Annotated in this window: 19 protein-coding genes and 2 pseudogenes; 13 read left to right on the forward strand and 8 right to left on the reverse strand. The window is 61.0% G+C overall.

Translation table 11 applies throughout. From position 1 onward, the window contains the following. Positions 1 to 194: 194 nt before the first annotated feature. The gene (locus tag V9L13_RS26955; protein ID WP_003222330.1) at positions 195 to 839 is read right to left on the reverse strand and encodes a glutathione binding-like protein; all 645 of its coding nucleotides are present in this window, start codon (positions 837 to 839) and stop codon (positions 195 to 197) included. A 143-nt stretch (positions 840 to 982) separates the two neighbouring features. Between V9L13_RS26955 and V9L13_RS26960 the strand changes: the two genes are divergently transcribed. The 3 genes and pseudogenes from V9L13_RS26960 to V9L13_RS26970 form a co-directional block, all read left to right on the forward strand. Continuing rightward, positions 983 to 1540, forward strand: coding sequence for a cysteine hydrolase family protein (locus tag V9L13_RS26960; RefSeq protein WP_338802907.1), 558 nt, complete (start codon positions 983 to 985; stop codon positions 1538 to 1540). Between the two features lie 93 nt (positions 1541 to 1633). Further along, positions 1634 to 1723, forward strand: a pseudogene (locus tag V9L13_RS26965) (cysteine hydrolase); the annotation flags it as partial. Between the two features lie 93 nt (positions 1724 to 1816). Next, positions 1817 to 1906, forward strand: a pseudogene (locus V9L13_RS26970) (cysteine hydrolase); the annotation flags it as partial. A 148-nt stretch (positions 1907 to 2054) separates the two neighbouring features. Here the strand turns inward: V9L13_RS26970 and V9L13_RS26975 are convergent. From V9L13_RS26975 to V9L13_RS26990, 4 genes are read right to left on the reverse strand one after another with little or no spacing between them, the layout of a single operon-like run. Further along, positions 2055 to 2258: an SEC-C metal-binding domain-containing protein gene (locus V9L13_RS26975; protein ID WP_003198420.1), complete on the reverse strand. Its 204-nt coding sequence runs from the start codon at positions 2256 to 2258 to the stop codon at positions 2055 to 2057. Then, positions 2255 to 2749 carry an LEA type 2 family protein gene (locus V9L13_RS26980; RefSeq protein WP_201135631.1) on the reverse strand — a complete coding sequence of 165 codons (495 nt, stop codon included), beginning with the start codon at positions 2747 to 2749 and terminating at the stop codon, positions 2255 to 2257. The genes V9L13_RS26975 and V9L13_RS26980 overlap by 4 nt, the downstream gene beginning before the upstream one ends. A 48-nt stretch (positions 2750 to 2797) precedes the next feature. Next, complete coding sequence (locus tag V9L13_RS26985; RefSeq protein ID WP_003222334.1) at positions 2798 to 3274, reverse strand: YchJ family protein; 477 nt, start codon at positions 3272 to 3274, stop codon at positions 2798 to 2800. A 4-nt stretch (positions 3275 to 3278) separates the two neighbouring features. Further along, a complete protein-coding gene (locus V9L13_RS26990) occupies positions 3279 to 3776 on the reverse strand; it encodes a DUF6231 family protein (RefSeq protein WP_338800964.1) in 498 nt (165 codons plus the stop codon). A 197-nt stretch (positions 3777 to 3973) separates the two neighbouring features. Here V9L13_RS26990 and V9L13_RS26995 point away from each other — a divergent pair, with 197 nt between their 5' ends. The 4 genes from V9L13_RS26995 to V9L13_RS27010 all read left to right on the forward strand — a co-directional run bounded on the left by V9L13_RS26995 (position 3974) and on the right by V9L13_RS27010 (position 6674). Beyond that, positions 3974 to 4669 carry an OmpA family protein gene (locus V9L13_RS26995; protein WP_103485721.1) on the forward strand — a complete coding sequence of 232 codons (696 nt, stop codon included), beginning with the start codon at positions 3974 to 3976 and terminating at the stop codon, positions 4667 to 4669. A 90-nt stretch (positions 4670 to 4759) separates the two neighbouring features. Beyond that, on the forward strand, positions 4760 to 5485 hold the full coding sequence (locus V9L13_RS27000; RefSeq protein WP_103522357.1) for an OmpA family protein: 726 nt from the start codon (positions 4760 to 4762) through the stop codon (positions 5483 to 5485). Positions 5486 to 5647: 162 nt separating this feature from the next. Then, positions 5648 to 5923, forward strand: a complete 276-nt coding sequence (locus V9L13_RS27005) for a DUF1145 domain-containing protein (protein WP_003222338.1) — start codon at positions 5648 to 5650, stop codon at positions 5921 to 5923. Beyond that, the gene (locus tag V9L13_RS27010) at positions 5916 to 6674 is read left to right on the forward strand and encodes a collagen-like protein (protein WP_338800965.1); all 759 of its coding nucleotides are present in this window, start codon (positions 5916 to 5918) and stop codon (positions 6672 to 6674) included. Before V9L13_RS27005 ends, V9L13_RS27010 begins: the two co-directional genes overlap by 8 nt. Before the next feature lie 173 nt (positions 6675 to 6847). Here V9L13_RS27010 and V9L13_RS27015 read toward each other — a convergent pair whose 3' ends face one another. After that, the gene (locus V9L13_RS27015; protein ID WP_003222340.1) at positions 6848 to 7312 is read right to left on the reverse strand and encodes a DUF2269 family protein; all 465 of its coding nucleotides are present in this window, start codon (positions 7310 to 7312) and stop codon (positions 6848 to 6850) included. A gap of 99 nt (positions 7313 to 7411) precedes the next feature. On the opposite strand from V9L13_RS27015, the gene dinG reads away from it, so the two are divergent. From dinG to pdxH, 5 genes are all read left to right on the forward strand, one after another. Continuing rightward, complete coding sequence (gene dinG, locus V9L13_RS27020) at positions 7412 to 9556, forward strand: ATP-dependent DNA helicase DinG (protein ID WP_003222341.1); 2145 nt, start codon at positions 7412 to 7414, stop codon at positions 9554 to 9556. Positions 9557 to 9649: 93 nt separating this feature from the next. Further along, a complete protein-coding gene (locus tag V9L13_RS27025; RefSeq protein WP_338800966.1) occupies positions 9650 to 12001 on the forward strand; it encodes a beta-galactosidase in 2352 nt (783 codons plus the stop codon). A gap of 211 nt (positions 12002 to 12212) precedes the next feature. Beyond that, on the forward strand, positions 12213 to 13358 hold the full coding sequence (locus V9L13_RS27030; RefSeq protein ID WP_338800967.1) for a serine hydrolase domain-containing protein: 1146 nt from the start codon (positions 12213 to 12215) through the stop codon (positions 13356 to 13358). A 111-nt stretch (positions 13359 to 13469) separates the two neighbouring features. Then, positions 13470 to 14720, forward strand: a complete 1251-nt coding sequence (locus V9L13_RS27035; protein WP_338800968.1) for an OmpA family protein — start codon at positions 13470 to 13472, stop codon at positions 14718 to 14720. Between the two features lie 24 nt (positions 14721 to 14744). Beyond that, complete coding sequence (pdxH, locus tag V9L13_RS27040) at positions 14745 to 15392, forward strand: pyridoxamine 5'-phosphate oxidase (protein WP_338800969.1); 648 nt, start codon at positions 14745 to 14747, stop codon at positions 15390 to 15392. A 5-nt stretch (positions 15393 to 15397) separates the two neighbouring features. Here the strand turns inward: pdxH and V9L13_RS27045 are convergent, their stop codons facing one another. Further along, on the reverse strand, positions 15398 to 15634 hold the full coding sequence (locus tag V9L13_RS27045; protein WP_338800970.1) for a hypothetical protein: 237 nt from the start codon (positions 15632 to 15634) through the stop codon (positions 15398 to 15400). Between the two features lie 167 nt (positions 15635 to 15801). Between V9L13_RS27045 and V9L13_RS27050 the strand changes: the two genes are divergently transcribed. Next, on the forward strand, positions 15802 to 16266 hold the full coding sequence (locus tag V9L13_RS27050; protein WP_007969461.1) for a glycine zipper 2TM domain-containing protein: 465 nt from the start codon (positions 15802 to 15804) through the stop codon (positions 16264 to 16266). 74 nt (positions 16267 to 16340) lie between these two features. On the opposite strand, the gene V9L13_RS27055 is transcribed toward V9L13_RS27050, so the two are convergent. Continuing rightward, positions 16341 to 16592 (reverse strand): pyocin S6 family toxin immunity protein, encoded by a 252-nt coding sequence (locus tag V9L13_RS27055; RefSeq protein ID WP_338800973.1) that lies wholly within the window; start codon positions 16590 to 16592, stop codon positions 16341 to 16343. Between the last annotated feature and the right edge of the window lie 7 nt (positions 16593 to 16599).

Consider the following 16599-nt stretch of genomic DNA (forward strand, 5'->3'; position numbering starts at 1 on the left):
TCCTGCGGGGGTGTAGAGGCTGGGGGCGCAATAAAGCCGCTACGTTAGTGAGCAGGAGGTGGCCGCGCAAGCGGGGGTAGGGGTTATTTGTGTATTTCTGTCGAATGGAAAAGATCGCAGCCTGCGGTAACTCCTGCATTGGATTGAGTACACCCTGCAGGAGCTGCCGAAGGCGGCGATCTTTTGCGCTTCAATCAGGCTTTCGGCGGGTTGATCTGCTGCACCAAGGCATACGCCTGCACCGTCGCCGGACGCTCCTTGATCCGGTTGAACCAGCGCAACACGTGCGGGAAGTCTTCAAGGTTCTGACTCTGCCACTTGTGCGAGACGATCCACGGGTAGATCGCCATGTCGGCGATGCTGTATTCGCTGCCGGCGACGAATTCGTGATCGGCCAGTTGCTTGTTCAACACGCCGTAGAGGCGCGCGGTTTCGTCGATGTAGCGTTTGATCGCGTAGGGGATTTTTTCCGCGGCGAACTGGCTGAAGTGATGATTCTGCCCGGCCATCGGCCCCAGGCCGCCCATCTGCCAAAACAACCATTGCAACGCGGTTTGCCGGCCGCGCAGGTCTTTGGGCAGGAATTTGCCGGTCTTCTCCGCCAGATACAGCAGGATCGCTCCGGACTCGAACAGCGACAGCGGCTCACCGCCATCGGCCGGTTCGTGGTCGACGATCGCCGGAATCCGATTGTTCGGCGCGATCTTCAGAAAGTGTGGCTGAAACTGCTCGCCTTGGCTGATGTTGATCGGATGCACCTTGTAAGGCAGGCCAGCCTCCTCGAGGAACAGCGAAATTTTGTGGCCGTTGGGGGTGGTCCAGTAATACAGATCGATCATTGCAAACTCCAGATCAACAATTGGCTTGGTTGCGTAGAGCAAACGCCGGCAGCAGGTGGTCCCGTGTGTTCGATAGCTTGCTTAATAATTGCAGGTGATGCTGAACTGCGGAAAATTCAATGACCCCCGTGAGAAAAATCGCCATGGAGCTGAAGGCCAACGCGGCACTGATCATCATCGACCAGCAACAAGGCATTCTGGAGCCGCGCCTGGGGCGGCGGAATAATCCGCAGGCCGAAGAACGCATGCTCGACTTGCTGGGGGCATGGCGCAGCCGCGGGCGACCGGTGATTCATGTGCAGCATCTGTCGCATTCGCCGGATTCGGTGTTCTGGCCCGCACAACCGGGGGTGGAGTTTCAGCCACGGTTTGCGCCGCAGCAAGGCGAGTGGCTGATCCAGAAACGCGTGCCGGATGCGTTTTGTGCCACAGGGCTGGAAGCGCAGTTGCGTGAGGCGGGGATCGGGCAATTGATCATTGTTGGCGTGGCCACCAACAATTCGGTGGAATCCACGGCGCGCACCGCGGGCAATCTGGGGTTTGAGGCGTGGGTGGCGGAGGATGCGTGTTTCACCTTCGACAAGGCCGATTACTTCGGCACACCGCGCTCAGCCGAAGAGGTGCACGGGATGTCGCTGGGGAATTTGCAGGGGGAGTATGCGACGGTGGTCAGTGCGAAGCAGATTCTGGCGGCTGTCTGAACAGTTTGGAGTGAATGTGCCGGCCCTTTCGCGAGCAAGCCCGCTCCCACAGTCGACTGCGTTCAGTCAGCAGGAATGCGGTCGAATGTGGGAGCCGAAGAGGTGCACGGGATGTCGCTGGGGAATTTGCAGGGGGAGTATGCGACGGTGGTCAGTGCGAAGCAGATTCTGGCGGCTGTCTGAACAGTTTGGGGTGAATGTGCCGGCCCTTTCGCGAGCAAGCCCGCTCCCACATTCGACTGCGTCCAGTCAGCAGGAATGCGGTCGAATGTGGGAGCCGAAGAGGTGCACGGGATGTCGCTGGGGAATTTGCAGGGGGAGTATGCGACGGTGGTCAGGACGAAGCAGATTCTGGCGGCTGACTGAACAGTTTGGGGTGAATGTGCCGGCCCTTTCGCGAGCAAGCCCGCTCCCACATTCGACTGCGTTCAGTCAGTAGGAATGCGGTCGAATGTGGGAGCGGGCTTGCTCGCGAAGGCGGCTTGTCAGGCGAAGAAGGACTTCACCTGAAACATCAAGCGCCGTGGCACTTCTTGAATTTCTTGCCGTTGCCGCACGGGCAAGGGTCGTTGCGGCCGACGTCTTTCAGGGCGTTGCGCACCGGTTCCTGGTGGGCGTGGCCGCAGTTCGGGCCGTGGACATGGCCATGGTCGTGATCGTGATGATGGTCATGATCGTGGTTGCAGTCAGGGCCATGGACGTGAGGTTGCTGAGTCATCGGTTGTGCTCCGGAATTAAATCGGCCGGGATTATCACGCCATTGCGCTCCAGGTGCACGTAGTGAGCGATGAATAAACCGGTTTCCATCTCGCCCTGCAGTTGATAAGGCACCTGCTGGTGCGGACTCTTGAGCATTTTCACCACGTCCTTCACTCGTGGCCACAGGTTGGTGCGGATCGGTATCCGGTAGAACGCGCTGCTTTTGGGGGGCACGGTGATCCAGTGTTCATGCTCGCCTTCGGCCAGCAGCAGATCCGCCAGATGAATGCGATATTCCATACCGCGCACGGTCAGGTCGCTGTCGTTGGGGTTGTCGATACGAAAGTGCAGGATGAATTTTTGTTCGAGCAATTTGGCCCGCACCACCTCGACTTTCACCAGGTGCACGGCGGGGTCGAGGGAGTCGTCGCTGAACCACGAGGCGCAACCGCCGAGGTTCAGCAACAGCATCAACGTGAAGAACTGGAATGTGCGCCAACGACCGAGCATGGTTGAACTCCCTTTGCAGCCAGTCTAGACGCTAAAAAAATTGCAGGCCTATGCGCCGAAATACCCTGCACAGCACTTCTTGAACTTCTGCCCGCTTGCGCACGGGCAACTGTCATTGCGCCCCAGCTTCAACTGCACGGTCGGGTCGATGAAGTACCAGCGCCCGCTGTTTTGCACGAAAGATGAGCGCTCGCGGTGGCTGTGTTCGCCCTGGCTGTCGTGCCAGCGCGCGGTAAAGGTGACAAAGGCGTGCTCGGGCTGGCCGCCGAACACTTCCGAGCTTTCGACCTCAAGACCGAGCCAGGTGCTTTGCGCGCTCCAGGCACTGATCGACTGGCGATCCAGACCCGCCTGCTGGGCGGGCAAGGTGGTGGCCACCAGATAATCGATCAGCCCCAGCACGTAGGCGCTGTAGCGCGAACGCATCAGGGCTTCGGCGCACGGCGCGGGATGGCCTTCGTGATAGTGACCGCAGCAGGCCTCCAGCAGGTTGCCGCTGCCGCACGGGCAAATGGCTGTACTCATTGCATTACCACCAGTATTTCCCGAAGTTTTCCGGATTGGCCCAGAACCGCGAGTTGAGCCAGTCGGGGACTTGTTTGTAGTCAAGCAGATCGTAGGTGAACAGGGTCAGTACCTGCTCGTCACGCTGAAAACGTTCGCTGGCTTGCAGCGCCAGTGAATAGAAATCGGTCTCCTGCCAGCCGCTGGCCGGCAGGTCTGCCAGCACAGCGATGCGGCTGGCATTGAGGTTGCGGATCCCGCCCAGCAGATTCAGGCCGTCACGCTTGGGCAGATGCTCCAGGCAATCGACCACCAGCGCCAGGTCGAAGCGTTGCGCCGCCAGTTCGGCAGGCAGTGCACCGGGGGCGGCGTGGGCGACGCAGCAGTCCGTGTGCGCCTCTTTGAAGGCAGTCAACGCTGGAAACTCACTGGCGCCGATCAGCAGCAAACGCGCCGGTGCATAGCGATCCAGTAAAGCGGCCAGCGCCTGTTGCGGCGTGCGCGAAGAAATGGCGACGTTCATCGAAGCTCCTCAATCAGATCGCCAAGACTAGCGCGCCAGACGGATCCGGCCTAGACCCCGTTTTGTCGCGTATGGCAAAAGTGCCAAATCCCTGTGAACACGGTCCCAAATGACGCTGGCCTATTGCTGGCGGAGATTAAAACTCCGGTCTTTACTCCGTGAATCGGTTCTAAGCCGATCCCTCAGGAGAAAACCAGATGAGCATAGTTCGGACAGCGTTACCTTTGATTCTGCTAACCAGTGTGTTGACTGGTTGCGCAGGTTTGCAGAAAACCGACTGGCCGACCTGTGCGGCGGTCGGCGGTGTGGTCGGTGCGGGCCTCGGCGCGACGGAAAGTTCGGCGTGGGCCGGCTACGGCGCACTGTTGGTCGGCGGTACGGCAGCCGCCTATTGCTGGGTGCACGGTGATGGCGATGAAGACGGCGATGGTGTGCCGGACAGTCGCGACAAGTGCCCGCACACCCCTCGAGGCGTGCAGGTCGATGCTGACGGCTGCCCTCCACCGGCCCCTGCGCCAGTGGTAGAAGAGGCGGTCATTGTCAGGGAAGAAACCATCGTTATTCGTGATGTGCACTTCCAGTTCGACAAAGCCACCCTGACCGGTGCCGACAAACAGGTTCTGGACAAAGTCGCCACGCGCCTGAAACAAGAGTCGTCCACGGCGCAACTGACCGTGACCGGCCACACCGACAGCGTCGGCAGCGATGCCTACAACAAGAAACTGTCGGATCGTCGCGCGCACTCGGTGGTGGAATACCTGATTTCGCAAGGTGTGCCGCGTGCCAGCTTCGTCTCGGTATCGGGCATGGGTGAAAGCCAACCAGTGGCGGATAACAAAACCGCTGACGGTCGTGCACAGAACCGTCGTACCGAAATCAAAATCGTCCGCTAGCCCCTCTCGCATCCGCGGCTTGTGCAGTCGCGGATGCGGGTCTTTACTCCTGTGTAACCGGTATGGGCCGGTGACACAGGAGCTTTCACAATGACTGTTTTCCCAAGGTCCGTCTTGCCGGTGCTGCTGCTGGGCAGCTTGCTCACCGGTTGCGCCACTCATAGCGATGGCGATGCCCCGCTCAATCAACGTACATGGCCGATCTGCAGCCTCATTGGCGGCTTGGTCGGTGGTGGGCTCGGCGCGATTGAAAGTGGCGGCTGGGCCGGTGGCGGCGCAGCGCTGGGGATTCTGACTGGCGGACTGATCTGTTACGCCCAGGATGGCGATGAAGACGGCGATGGCGTGTTCGACCGTCGTGATCGTTGCCCGGACACACCGCCCAATACGCCGGTCGATCACCGTGGTTGCCCGTTGCCGCAATATCCTGTGACCGAAAAACCTGCGGAGCCTGTAGCGCCGCAAACCGAAGTCATCACCCTCAGCGATGCCGGCAATGTGTTGTTCGATTTCGACAAATCGGATCTGACCCCGGCAGCCAAAGCCCAGCTCGATACGCTGATGGACAAATTGCGCAACGCCGACGTGGTGAGCATCAAGGTTATCGGGCATACCGACAGCAAAGGTTCGGACGCCTATAACCAGGCGCTTTCCGAACGCCGCGCGAGCAGTGTTGCCGCCTACTTGCTGAGCCAGGGTCTGGCGCCGAACAAACTGACCAGTGAGGGACGCGGCGAGAGTGAGCCGGTGGCTGACAATGCGACCGAAGAAGGACGGGCGAAAAACCGTCGGGTCGAGTTGCATATCAATCGCTGAGACTTGTCTGTAGTCCGCAGACTAGAGCTGCCGGGCGACGATCATCGTCGAACCGGCAGCGATCCGACGACTGACAAAAGTTTTTTCTTTTGCCCCTCTGGCTTATCCCCCGTGTAAGCCGTTACTGTGCGCCCAAAGAATAATTCCGACACGGGGGAGCGTATGAAGGTTTTCTGGGGGCTGGGGCGTTTGCTGACCCTGCTGTTCTGGTGCGTGGTAGTGCTCAATCTGCTGATGCCGTTTGTGCATCCGCTGCATCTGCTGGTCAATCTGGCCGGCGGCTTGTTGCTGGCGCTGCATGTGCTGGAGTTGCTGTTCTCTCGCCTCGAGGGGCGTGCCAACCCGTGGCGTGACCGTCTGCTGATCCTGCTGTTTGGCGTTTTCCACCTGCAAACCATCCCGGCCCCGGCCGCTCCGGAGGCTTCTTCCCATGCGTAAACTTTGCCTGCTCGCTGCATTCATCAGTCCCTTGGCCTGCGCCCAGGTGGTCAGTGTCGAAACCAATTCCCTGATGCGCCTGCCCAATACCGCCAGCACCTTGCAGCTGGAAAAACTCGAAGTCGCCGATTACGGCACTTTGCTGATTCCTTCCAATGTGACCGAACTGACCGTCGGCGAACTGCGCCTGGGCCATGAAGCACGCATCGCGATTGTTCCGAGCGAACAGGCGCTGGACATGAAAGTCATTCGTGCCGAACTGAGCGAAGGCAGCCTGATTACTGCACGCGGGGCACCGGGGACCTATGAAAAAGCCGCCCGTGCCGGGCGTAATCTGAATCTGCAGTTCAAGGCGTTGACCGCACCCAAGCTGTTTGTCGATGCCCGTGGCGGTACCGGCGCACCAGGTTTTGTCGGTCTGGATGGCGGCAACGGTGAAGATCCGGGCTGTACCTGGGGCGAAGCCGGACACGGTTTTGATGGCAGCAATGGCAGCGACGGCCAACCCGGTGCTCCGGGTGCGCTGGTGCGCCTGGAAGTGCCTCGCGAGTTTCCGGCCGAGCTGATCAAAGTCGACGTCGCTGGCGGCGCCGGTGGTCCGGCGGGTGTCGGCGGCAAGGCCGGCCAGGGCGGCAAGTCCAAGGGGTGCCTGGTGTACCGCGCTGATGGCGGCAAGAACGGCAAGGCCGGCGCTGATGGTCAGCCAGGGCCGGTGGGGGCCGCGGGTGCGGTGACCGTGCAACGCCTGTAAATAACAGCACTATTCACAATTGTGGCGAGGGAGCTTGCTCCCGCTGGGTCGCGTAGCGGCCCCATCCCAGATACCGCGCTTCATCAGATTGAACGCGCCAGCTGATTTGGGGCTGCTGCGCAGCCCGGCGGGAGCAAGCTCCCTCGCCACAAAAAGTGCTGGTCGTCAGCGGGTCAGAACATCGGCCGCGCCGCCGCAATCGCCACCAGCACCAACCCGACAATCAGATTGATCCCCACCACCCGGCGAATCCGCCCCAGCACCGCCGCACCCGCGGGCCAGTCTTTCGCCTCCACCGCTTTGCGCAACTCCGGCAGCATCAGGCCCTGAATCCGGATAAACAGCGCCGTCATCACCACATACAGCCCGATCATCACTTGCACATATTTAGGCGCGGTCTCGAAGCCGATGTGCTGCAAATGCAACATGCCGACGCCGCTGATCGGCAACAGGATCACCGCGACCCAGACCCAGCGGAAAAAACCTTGAAACACTTCCACCCACAAGGTCAGGCGGGCAGGGCCGTCGAGAGCCTTTACAGCCGCCGGGCGCAGGACCATCCAGGCGAAAAACATGCCGCCGACCCAGACCAGGGCAGACAAGACATGCAGCGGATAAACGAGGCTAAAAGGTGTCATTGGGGCACTCCGTTCTGCGCGGGATTAATTAGCGGGGTATGATAGCCGCCATCCGAAACCACTGAAAATTTATCCAGCGTTTTTTGCGCCCGACAATCAATGATCAGCACTGAACTCAAAACCACGATCCAGGGCGCCTATTCGCGTTTTCTTGAAGCCAAGAGCCTCAAGCCGCGTTACGGCCAGCGCCTGATGATCGCTGAAATCGCCAAAGTCCTCGGGGATATCGATACCGACGACGAAGGCCGGCGCAGTGGCGACCCCGCGATTGTCGCGGTGGAAGCCGGCACCGGTACCGGCAAGACCGTGGCCTACAGCCTGGCGGCAATCCCCACGGCGAAGCTGGCCGGCAAGCGCCTGGTGATCGCCACCGCGACCGTGGCCCTGCAAGAGCAGATCGTCTACAAGGATTTGCCCGACTTGATGCGCAACAGCGGGCTGAACTTCAGTTTCGCGCTGGCCAAGGGCCGTGGCCGCTACATGTGCCTGTCCAAGCTCGACATGCTGCTGCAGGAAGGCCACGCGCAAACCGCCACCGCCCAGCTGTTCGAAGAAGAAGGCTTCAAGATCGAGGTCGACGAGGCCAGTCAGAAGCTGTTCACCAGCATGATCGAGAAGCTTGCCGGCAATAAGTGGGACGGCGACCGCGACAGCTGGCCCAACGCGCTGGAAGACGCCGACTGGGCGCGCCTGACCACCGATCACAGTCAGTGCACCAACCGTCATTGCCCGAACTTTGGCCAGTGCGCGTTCTACAAGGCGCGCGAAGGCATGGGCAAAGTCGACGTGATCGTCACCAACCACGATATGGTGCTGGCTGACCTGGCCCTCGGCGGCGGTGCGGTGCTGCCCGATCCGCGCGACACCATTTATGTGTTCGACGAAGGCCACCACCTGCCGGACAAGGCCATCGGCCACTTCGCCCACTACACGCGCCTGCGTTCCACCGCCGACTGGCTGGAAACCACCGCGAAGAACCTCACCAAACTGCTGGCCCAGCATCCGTTGCCGGGGGATCTCGGCAAGCTGATCGAGCAGGTGCCGGAGCTGGCGCGGGAGATCAAGACCCAGCAGCAGTTCATGTTCACCGCGTGCGAGCAGATCGCCGACTTCAAGCCCGGCGAAGACGTCGAAGGTCGCGAGCGGCCACGCCATCGTTTCGTTGGCGGGGTGATTCCCGAGCACATGCGCGAGATGGGCATCGAGCTGAAGAAGGGCTACTCGCGGCTCAACGATCTGTTCACCCGTCTGACCGACCTGCTCAAGGAAGGCATGGACGGCGAGGTCAACATCGGCATCGCCAGCAATCAGGCCGAGGAGTGGTATCCACTGTTCGGCAGCCTGTTGTCCCGGGCTTCGGGCAACTGGGAATTGTGGACTGCATTTACCGCCGAAGACCCGGAAGACAGCCCGCCGATGGCGCGCTGGCTGACACTGGCCGAGAGCGGTTCGCTGTTCGACATCGAGGTCAACGCCAGCCCGATCCTCGCCGCAGAAACCTTGCGTCGCAGCCTGTGGAACGTGGCTTACGGCTGCCTGGTGACCTCGGCAACCTTGACGGCACTGGGCACCTTCGACCGTTTCCGCATGCGCGCCGGTCTGCCGAAAAAAGCGGTCACTGCCGTGGTGCCGAGCCCGTTCCATCATGCCGACGCCGGCGTGCTGCGGGTGCCGGATCTGAAGGCCGACCCACGCGACGCCGCGGCTCACACCGCCGCGATCATCCGCGAGTTGCCGGATCTGGTCGAAGGCTCGCGCGGCACGCTGGTGCTGTTCTCCTCGCGCAAACAGATGCAGGACGTGTTCGATGGCCTCGACCGCGACTGGCGCAAGCAAGTGTTCATTCAAGGCAACCTGTCGAAACAGGAAACCCTGAACAAGCACAAGGCGCGGGTCGATGGCGGTGATTCCAGCGTGCTGTTCGGCCTTGCCAGTTTCGCCGAAGGGGTGGACTTGCCGGGTGCGTACTGCGAGCACGTGGTGATCGCCAAGATCCCGTTCTCGGTGCCGGACGATCCGGTCGAGGCGGCGCTGTCGGAGTGGATCGAGGCCCGTGGCGGCAATCCGTTCATGGAAATCTCGGTGCCCGATGCGTCCTTGAAACTGGTCCAGGCCTGCGGGCGTCTGCTGCGTACCGAAGAAGACCGCGGCACCATCACTTTGCTCGATCGGCGACTGGTCACCCAGCGCTACGGCAAGGCGATTCTCAATGCGTTGCCGCCATTCCGTCGTGAAATATCCTGAGACAACGGTGGGCAGTTTTGCCCGCCGCGTTGTCTATCTCTCCGCCATCGCTTTTCCATTGGCCTTTTGGTCGTTAGGGAGAACTCCGTTCTTATGATTCGCCGCTCGTTGCCTGCCGTGTTTGCCTTGATCTTCGCCGCCCCGTTGTTGGCGGCGCCTGCCGGTCAGCAGACCCTGTTCAACTTCGTCCGTCCTGCCGACGTGGTGAAAGTCGTCACCGAAAACACTGACCTGCCACAAGCCAACGCCGAGCAAACCCCGGAAGGTGAAGTGCTGCGCCGGGTGACGTTCAACCCGGTAGCCCGTCCGACCCTGCGCCTGACTCCGCAGACCGGTGCCTGGGACTGGTCGCAGTCGGGCATGATGAGCCTGCGTCTGCAGAGTGCAATGAACTGGGCGGTGACGGTTTACGTGCAAATCCAGAGCAACAACGGCCAGACGCTGACCAGCCGCGTCGACTTGCCGGCCGGACCCGCGCAAACCCTGCTGGTGCCGTTGGTGGCGACTTCGCCGCTGAGCCAGGGCATGAAGGCCGGGCCGCCGATGCCGATGACCGTCGATGGCCAGCGGATTCTGCTGGCCAGCAGCAGCGGTGAACTGGACCGCAGTCAGGTGGTGTCGGTGAGCCTGTGGATGGATCAGCCGAAAGCCGCTCAGAGCCTGCTGCTTGAACGTTTCGGCGTGCAGGACGGCGATGCCGTCACCCAGGCAGTGTATGGCAATCTGGTGGACGCTTACGGGCAGTCGACCCGCAGCAAATGGCTGGAGAAAATCAACAATGACGAACAACTGAAATCCGCCGCCGCCAAGGAAGATCAACAGCTGAAAACCTGGCTGGCCGAGCGCGAAAAGTCCTCGCTGGACAAGTTCGGTGGCTGGAGCAAAGGCCCGGCGTTCAAGGCCAGCGGCTTTTTCCGCACCGAAAAGCGTGACGGTCGCTGGTATCTGGTGACCCCTGAAGGGCATCCGTTCTATTCGCTGGGGGTCAACACCGTCAGCCCGCAGGTCAACCAGACCTACGTCGCCGGGCGTGAGTGGATGTTCGAATCGCTGCCAAAACCAGACGAGCCACTTGCCAGCCATTTCGGCGAAGGCGACAACCGTGGCGGCAACGGCGCCGACCAGGGCCGTGGCTACAACGCCGGGCGCTGGTACGATTTCTACGGCGCCAACCTGCAACGCCTGTACGGCGAACCTTGCGCAGCGCAGGCACCCGCCGGACCGGCAGCCGAGCCGACCAGCGCCGCGCCATGCAAAGCCACGGTCGATGAGCAGAAGTGGGCCGCGCACACCCTTGATCGTCTGCAAGCCTGGGGGTTCAACACGGTTGGCAACTGGAGTGCCGATTCGCTGGGCGACGCAGAGCGGGTGCCGTACACCTTGCCGCTGTCGATCGTCGGCGACTACACCAGCATCAGCACCGGCACAGACTGGTGGGGCGGCATGCCTGACCCGTTCGACCCGCGTTTCGCCATGGCTACCGAGCGTGCCGTGGCCATCGCTGCCCGTGATCACCGCGATGATCCGTGGTTGATCGGTTACTACGCCGACAACGAACTGGCCTGGGCCGGTCCCGGCGACGATCCGCAGTCGCGCTACGCCCTGGCCTATGGCACGTTGAAAATGACCACCGACGTGCCAGCCAAACGCGCGTTCCTCAAGCAACTGCGCGACAAGTACCGCAACCAGGAAGGTCTGTCGAAAGCGTGGGGCATTGATTTGCCGGCGTGGGAGTTGATGGAAGACCCGGGTTTCGTGCCGCCGATGCCGAATCCGGAGCATCCGGAAATCGAAAACGACTTCAAATACTTCCAGAAGGTGTTCGCCGATACCTACTTCAAGACCATCTCTGACTCGTTGAAATGGCACGCGCCGAATCAGCTGCTGCTCGGCGGCCGTTTCGCCACCAGCACCCCGGAAGCGGTAGCGTCCTGCGCGCAGTATTGCGACGTGTTGAGCTTCAATATGTACACGCTGAAGCCGCAGGACGGGTATGACTTCGCCGCCTTGCGCGCCCTCGACAAACCGGTGCTGATCACCGAATTCAATTTCGGTTCGGCTGACCGTGGACCGTTCTGGGGCGGCGTAACGCAACTGGCACGGGAAGAAGATCGCGGCCCGGCCTATGCCAACTTCCTCAAACAGGCGTTGAACGAGCCGTCGATCGTCGGCGTGCACTGGTTCCAGTACCTGGATCAACCGGCGACCGGACGCCTGCTCGACGGCGAGAACGGGCACTTCGGTCTGGTGGGGGTTACCGATCTGCCGTATCAGGGCTTTGTCGAGGCGGTGCGCAAGAGCAACCTGCAGGCGCTTGATCAGTTGGGCAAAGAAGCCGAAAAAGCCGCTGCGCCGGCGCATGAAGCTGAAGGCGGCAGACAGGGCGAGGCCGGCAAAGGGCCTGGCGCCGGGCATGCGGGCGGGCATTCAGGGAATGGGCACTAAGCCTCGGAACGAGCTATCGTTCTTCGCGAGCGGGCTCGCTCCCACACTGGATTTGTGGTGTTCATGAATCTGCTGTGCGAGCGGGCCTTTTGGCGATGGCATCAGTCGTATGCCACAACATCAACCGTCTAGCCTGCGGCTGTTCCCAAATCCCTCAAGGACTGGAACAATGCCGACCAATTTGTAGCGTGTTTTTGCGGGGGAGTTGCGGGTGCAGATTCAGGGACATTACGAGCTTCAATTCGAAGCGGTGCGCGAGGCATTCGCGGCACTGTTCGACGATCCCCAGGAACGCGGCGCAACGTTGTGCATCAAGGTCGGCGGAGAAACTGTCCTCGACCTCTGGTCCGGTACCGCCGACAAGGACGGCACCGAGGCCTGGCACAGCGACACCATCGCCAACCTGTTCTCTTGCACCAAGACTTTCACCGCCGTTGCGGCGCTGCAACTTGTGGCCGAAGGCAAATTGCAGTTGGATGTTCCGGTGGCCCGCTACTGGCCGGAGTTCGCGGCGGCCGGCAAGGAATCGGTCACCCTGCGCCAGTTGCTCAGCCATCGGGCCGGTCTGCCGGCCCTGCGTGAACTGCTCGCCCCCGAAGCCCTTTATGACTGGCAAACCATGGTCGATGCCCTGGCGGCCGAAGCACCGTGGTGGGCGCCGGGTGAGGGGCACGGTTATGCCGCGATCACTTACGGCTGGCTGATCGGCGAGTTGTTGCGCCGCGCAGACGGTCGCGGGCCGGGGGAATCGATTGTGGCACGCGTGGCCAAGCCATTGGGGCTGGATTTTCATGTCGGTCTGGCTGACGAGGAGTTTTACCGCGTGGCGCACATCGCCCGGGGCAAGGGCAACGTCGGCGATGCCGCGGCCCAGCGCCTGTTGCAAGTGACCATGCGTGAACCCACGGCCATGACCACTCGTGCATTCACCAATCCGCCATCGGTGCTCACCAGTACCAACAAGCCGGAATGGCGACGCATGCAACAACCGGCGGCCAATGGCCACGGCAATGCGCGCAGCCTGGCGGGTTTTTACGCCGGATTGCTCGACGGTAGCCTGCTTGACGGCGAAATGCTCAACGAGCTGACCCGCGAGCATAGCCTCGGCGAAGACAAGACCCTGCTGACCCGAACCCGTTTCGGTCTGGGCTGCATGCTTGATCAACCCGACGTGGCGAACGCGACTTATGGTCTGGGCCCACGGGCGTTTGGCCATCCGGGCGCCGGGGGTTCCATCGGATTTGCAGACCCGGAGCACGATGTTGCTTTTGGTTTTGTGACAAATACCCTGGGGCCGTACGTCTTGATGGACCCTCGGGCGCAGAAACTGGCGCGGGTACTTGCCACTTGTCTGTAATGCTTTACTTCAGGCTCCAGGGATGGAGTCTGTTTTGGTTTTTCGATGCAAAACGTCTATTTATCCGGGCAAAAGAGCTCTGATTCAATTACTTCATCTTGGGGATTTTCAATGTCATATAAAAACACTCTTGCCCTGGCCGCCCTGTGTGTTGCGATTACCGGATGTGCGCAGACCCCTAAAAATGATGCGGACGGCGGCAGTTGGTGGTCGTTCGGCTCTTCCGATAAAGCAGCGGCCAAAGATCCAGTATCGGCGCCAGCTCCAGCGACAGCGTCTGCATCTGCATCTGCATCTGCATCTGCATCTGCATCTGCAAAGGCACCGGCTCCAGCGGCAGCCCCGGCCCCGGCCCCAGCCCCGTTGAAGCCTGCCGCCACCGCACCGGTGGCCAAGGCTGAAAGCAGCAGCCCTTGGTACTGGCCGTTCGGCGGTTCGGACAACTCGGCCGCTAAGTCTGATGTGAAACCCGACGTCAAAGCTGAAGTGAAACCTGAGGCGAAACCCGACGCCAAGCCGGCTGTAGTCGCCAACGCCAATGCCAACGCTGACACAGGCACCAAGTGGTGGTGGCCATTCGGCAAGCAGCAGAGCACTGCCAAAGATCAGGTTGCCGCTAAAGTCGTGCCGATGCCGGATCCGAAAGTCACCCAAGCCTGGCTTGACGATTATGAGCCGCGTCTGCGTGCCGCCATCAAAGGCAGCAACCTGCAGTTCGAACGTCGTGAGAACGTGCTGGTGCTGATCGCACCGGTTGAAGGCTCGTTCAACCCGAAACGTCCGGCCATGCTGCTCCCGGTTACCCTGAGCCCGTTCACCAACGTCGCCAAAATCCTCGAAGCCGATCCGAAAACGGCGATCCTGGTACTCGGTCACAGCGACAGCTCGGGCGTGGCGGCGGATAACACCAAGCTCAGCCTGGAACGCGCCCAATCGGTGGCCGCGATCTTCCGTCTCAGCGGCCTGCAACGTGACCGCCTGATGCTGCGTGGCATGGGGGCCGACGCTCCGCGCGCGGCTAACGACAGTGTTGAAGGCCGTGCCTTGAACCGTCGTATCGAGCTGCTGGTTACACCGCAGAACACCATGGTTGCGCTGTTGAGCAAGTACAACATGCCAGCTCCGGCACCGGTGACTCTGGTTGCCGCGCAGGACGTCAAGCCAGTCGACAAGCCGGTAACGCCAGCGCCTGCCGCGAAGAAAGCCGCGGCATCGGCGACTAAAAAGGCTCCAGCGAAAAAAGCTGCAGCCAAAGCACCTGCGAAGAGGGCTCCAGCCAAGACTCCGGTGAAGAAAACCGAGCCGGCCAAAGCCGCAGCGACCGACAAGAAGGTCGCTGCCACCGATGCTGCCAAGCAGTGATCCGCTAACGAAAAGGAATGCGCCATGACTCAGGCTCTGGCTGATATGCGTCGTGATTACACCCGGGATGGCCTGACCGAGGCGCAAGCCCCGGGCGAGCCGTTCGCGCTGTTTCACCAGTGGTTTGCCGACGCGGTGAAAACCGAACAGGCGCCGGTGGAGGCCAACGCGATGACCCTGGCCACGGTCGATGCGGACGGGCGTCCGCATTGTCGCATTCTGCTGCTCAAGGGCCTGGACGCGCAGGGCTTCACCTTTTTCACCAACTACGACAGTGCCAAGGGGCAGCATCTGGCGGCGAATCCTTTCGCGGCCATGACGTTTTTCTGGCCAACCCTGGAGCGCCAGGTGCGTATTGAAGGGCGGGTGGTGAAGGTCACGCCTGAAGAGTCCGACGCGTATTATCAGGTGCGCCCGCTGGGCAGCCGGCTCGGCGCCTGGGCCTCGCCGCAGAGCCGGGTGATCAACGGCCGTGGCGAGCTAGAGGATTTGCTCAAGGCCACCGAGCAACGCTTCAGCGATACTCAGCCTGACTGCCCGGAGCACTGGGGCGGCTATCGCCTGCTGCCTGAGCGCATCGAGTTCTGGCAGGGCCGTCCAAGTCGTCTGCATGATCGCCTGAACTATCGTCAGCAGGGTGCCGACTGGATTCTTGAACGTCTGGCGCCTTAAGCAGTCTACCGAGCGAGATAGCCTGCCGCAGCGGCCTCAAGCCACTGCGGCAGGTCCCGACGCTTGACCTTCTGCGCCCGGGCATCTGCCAGTTGTTCGAGCATGAAGGTGCGTTTGCCTTCGTCCTTGCCAGCCAGGGATAGCGCCAGATCACGGTCCATCCAGCGTCTGATCCGTACGTACAGCCACCCGTGGAAGTACAAACCGGCGACGGTGGTGACGAAAATGATCACGTAATCCATGAAAAATCCTTGGGTCGGCAGGGCGGGTTGGGCGATTTGGCGCTACTGTTGGGTGGGCGGCAGGTGCCTGTACCGGGCCTGAATAAAATCAAGTTTATCCCGGCCGCGTCGTGACAGGCGTCAAGCTGCGGGGTTTAATGAATACATGTTCTTTTGGAGTTGATGCTATGCGTAAGTCTGTTCTGCTGGTTGCTTCCTTTTCCACGATGGCGATGTTGCTGACCGGCTGCCAGTCGAGCCTGACCGGTGACTCCTACTCCCGTGACGAAGCGCGTCGTGTGCAGACGATTCGCATGGGCACCATCGAATCCCTGCGTCCGGTGAAAATCGAAGGCACCAAGACCCCGATCGGCGGCGCTGCAGGCGCAGTGGTCGGTGGTGTCGGCGGCAGCGCCATCGGTGGCGGCAAAGGCAGCATCGTCGCGGCGGTCATCGGCGCCGTGGCCGGCGGCCTGATCGGTTCGGCCACCGAAGAAGGCCTGACCCGCACCCAGGGCGTTGAAATCACCGTGCGCGAAGACGACGGCAGCATGCGTGCCTACGTGCAACAGGTTCAGGAAAACGAAGTGTTCCGTGTCGGTGAGCGCGTGCGCATCTCCACCGTCGGTGGCACCAGCCGCGTTTCGCACTAAGCGGAAACGAGCGGTAAAAGAAAACCCCAATCAGGTGACTGGTCGGGGTTTTTTGTTTGTTTCAATTCGCCTGATCAGTGCTGGGCACAGGTGCCCATGAAATACTCCAGACCCTTCGGGAAGCTGACGTTCAGAAGGACTTCCAATGCGCTTACTTGATCCCGGCTCAATAACAATTCTCCAGGCTCCAGCTCGTTAAGCGGCTTGGATTCAATGAGCTGTGCAACCTTTTGATTCATTTCGCTATCGTTGATATCCATTTCAAACTGTAGCGAGCTGTCTTGGATTTCGTCAGGGTAAAACCCGGTTATTGAAAGGTAACGCATGTTTTAG

Origin of the sequence: Pseudomonas sp. RSB 5.4 (assembly GCF_037126175.1) — a bacterium.
GTDB lineage: Bacteria > Pseudomonadota > Gammaproteobacteria > Pseudomonadales > Pseudomonadaceae > Aquipseudomonas > Aquipseudomonas fluorescens_H.

What these genes read in the sequence shown, in the direction of transcription:
- V9L13_RS26980 (WP_201135631.1), bottom strand. Translation starts at nt 2,749, where the DNA reads ATGCTCGGTCGTTGGCGCACATTCCAGTTCTTCACGTTGATGCTGTTG.
- V9L13_RS26985 (WP_003222334.1), bottom strand. Translation starts at nt 3,274, where the DNA reads ATGAGTACAGCCATTTGCCCGTGCGGCAGCGGCAACCTGCTGGAGGCC.
- V9L13_RS26995 (WP_103485721.1), top strand. Translation starts at nt 3,974, where the DNA reads ATGAGCATAGTTCGGACAGCGTTACCTTTGATTCTGCTAACCAGTGTG.
- V9L13_RS27025 (WP_338800966.1), top strand. Translation starts at nt 9,650, where the DNA reads ATGATTCGCCGCTCGTTGCCTGCCGTGTTTGCCTTGATCTTCGCCGCC.
- pdxH (WP_338800969.1), top strand. Translation starts at nt 14,745, where the DNA reads ATGACTCAGGCTCTGGCTGATATGCGTCGTGATTACACCCGGGATGGC.
- V9L13_RS26975 (WP_003198420.1), bottom strand. Translation starts at nt 2,258, where the DNA reads ATGACTCAGCAACCTCACGTCCATGGCCCTGACTGCAACCACGATCAT.
- V9L13_RS27035 (WP_338800968.1), top strand. Translation starts at nt 13,470, where the DNA reads ATGTCATATAAAAACACTCTTGCCCTGGCCGCCCTGTGTGTTGCGATT.
- V9L13_RS27010 (WP_338800965.1), top strand. Translation starts at nt 5,916, where the DNA reads ATGCGTAAACTTTGCCTGCTCGCTGCATTCATCAGTCCCTTGGCCTGC.
- V9L13_RS27005 (WP_003222338.1), top strand. Translation starts at nt 5,648, where the DNA reads ATGAAGGTTTTCTGGGGGCTGGGGCGTTTGCTGACCCTGCTGTTCTGG.
- dinG (WP_003222341.1), top strand. Translation starts at nt 7,412, where the DNA reads ATGATCAGCACTGAACTCAAAACCACGATCCAGGGCGCCTATTCGCGT.
- V9L13_RS27000 (WP_103522357.1), top strand. Translation starts at nt 4,760, where the DNA reads ATGACTGTTTTCCCAAGGTCCGTCTTGCCGGTGCTGCTGCTGGGCAGC.
- V9L13_RS27045 (WP_338800970.1), bottom strand. Translation starts at nt 15,634, where the DNA reads ATGGATTACGTGATCATTTTCGTCACCACCGTCGCCGGTTTGTACTTC.
- V9L13_RS26955 (WP_003222330.1), bottom strand. Translation starts at nt 839, where the DNA reads ATGATCGATCTGTATTACTGGACCACCCCCAACGGCCACAAAATTTCG.
- V9L13_RS27015 (WP_003222340.1), bottom strand. Translation starts at nt 7,312, where the DNA reads ATGACACCTTTTAGCCTCGTTTATCCGCTGCATGTCTTGTCTGCCCTG.
- V9L13_RS26990 (WP_338800964.1), bottom strand. Translation starts at nt 3,776, where the DNA reads ATGAACGTCGCCATTTCTTCGCGCACGCCGCAACAGGCGCTGGCCGCT.
- V9L13_RS27055 (WP_338800973.1), bottom strand. Translation starts at nt 16,592, where the DNA reads ATGCGTTACCTTTCAATAACCGGGTTTTACCCTGACGAAATCCAAGAC.
- V9L13_RS26960 (WP_338802907.1), top strand. Translation starts at nt 983, where the DNA reads ATGGAGCTGAAGGCCAACGCGGCACTGATCATCATCGACCAGCAACAA.
- V9L13_RS27050 (WP_007969461.1), top strand. Translation starts at nt 15,802, where the DNA reads ATGCGTAAGTCTGTTCTGCTGGTTGCTTCCTTTTCCACGATGGCGATG.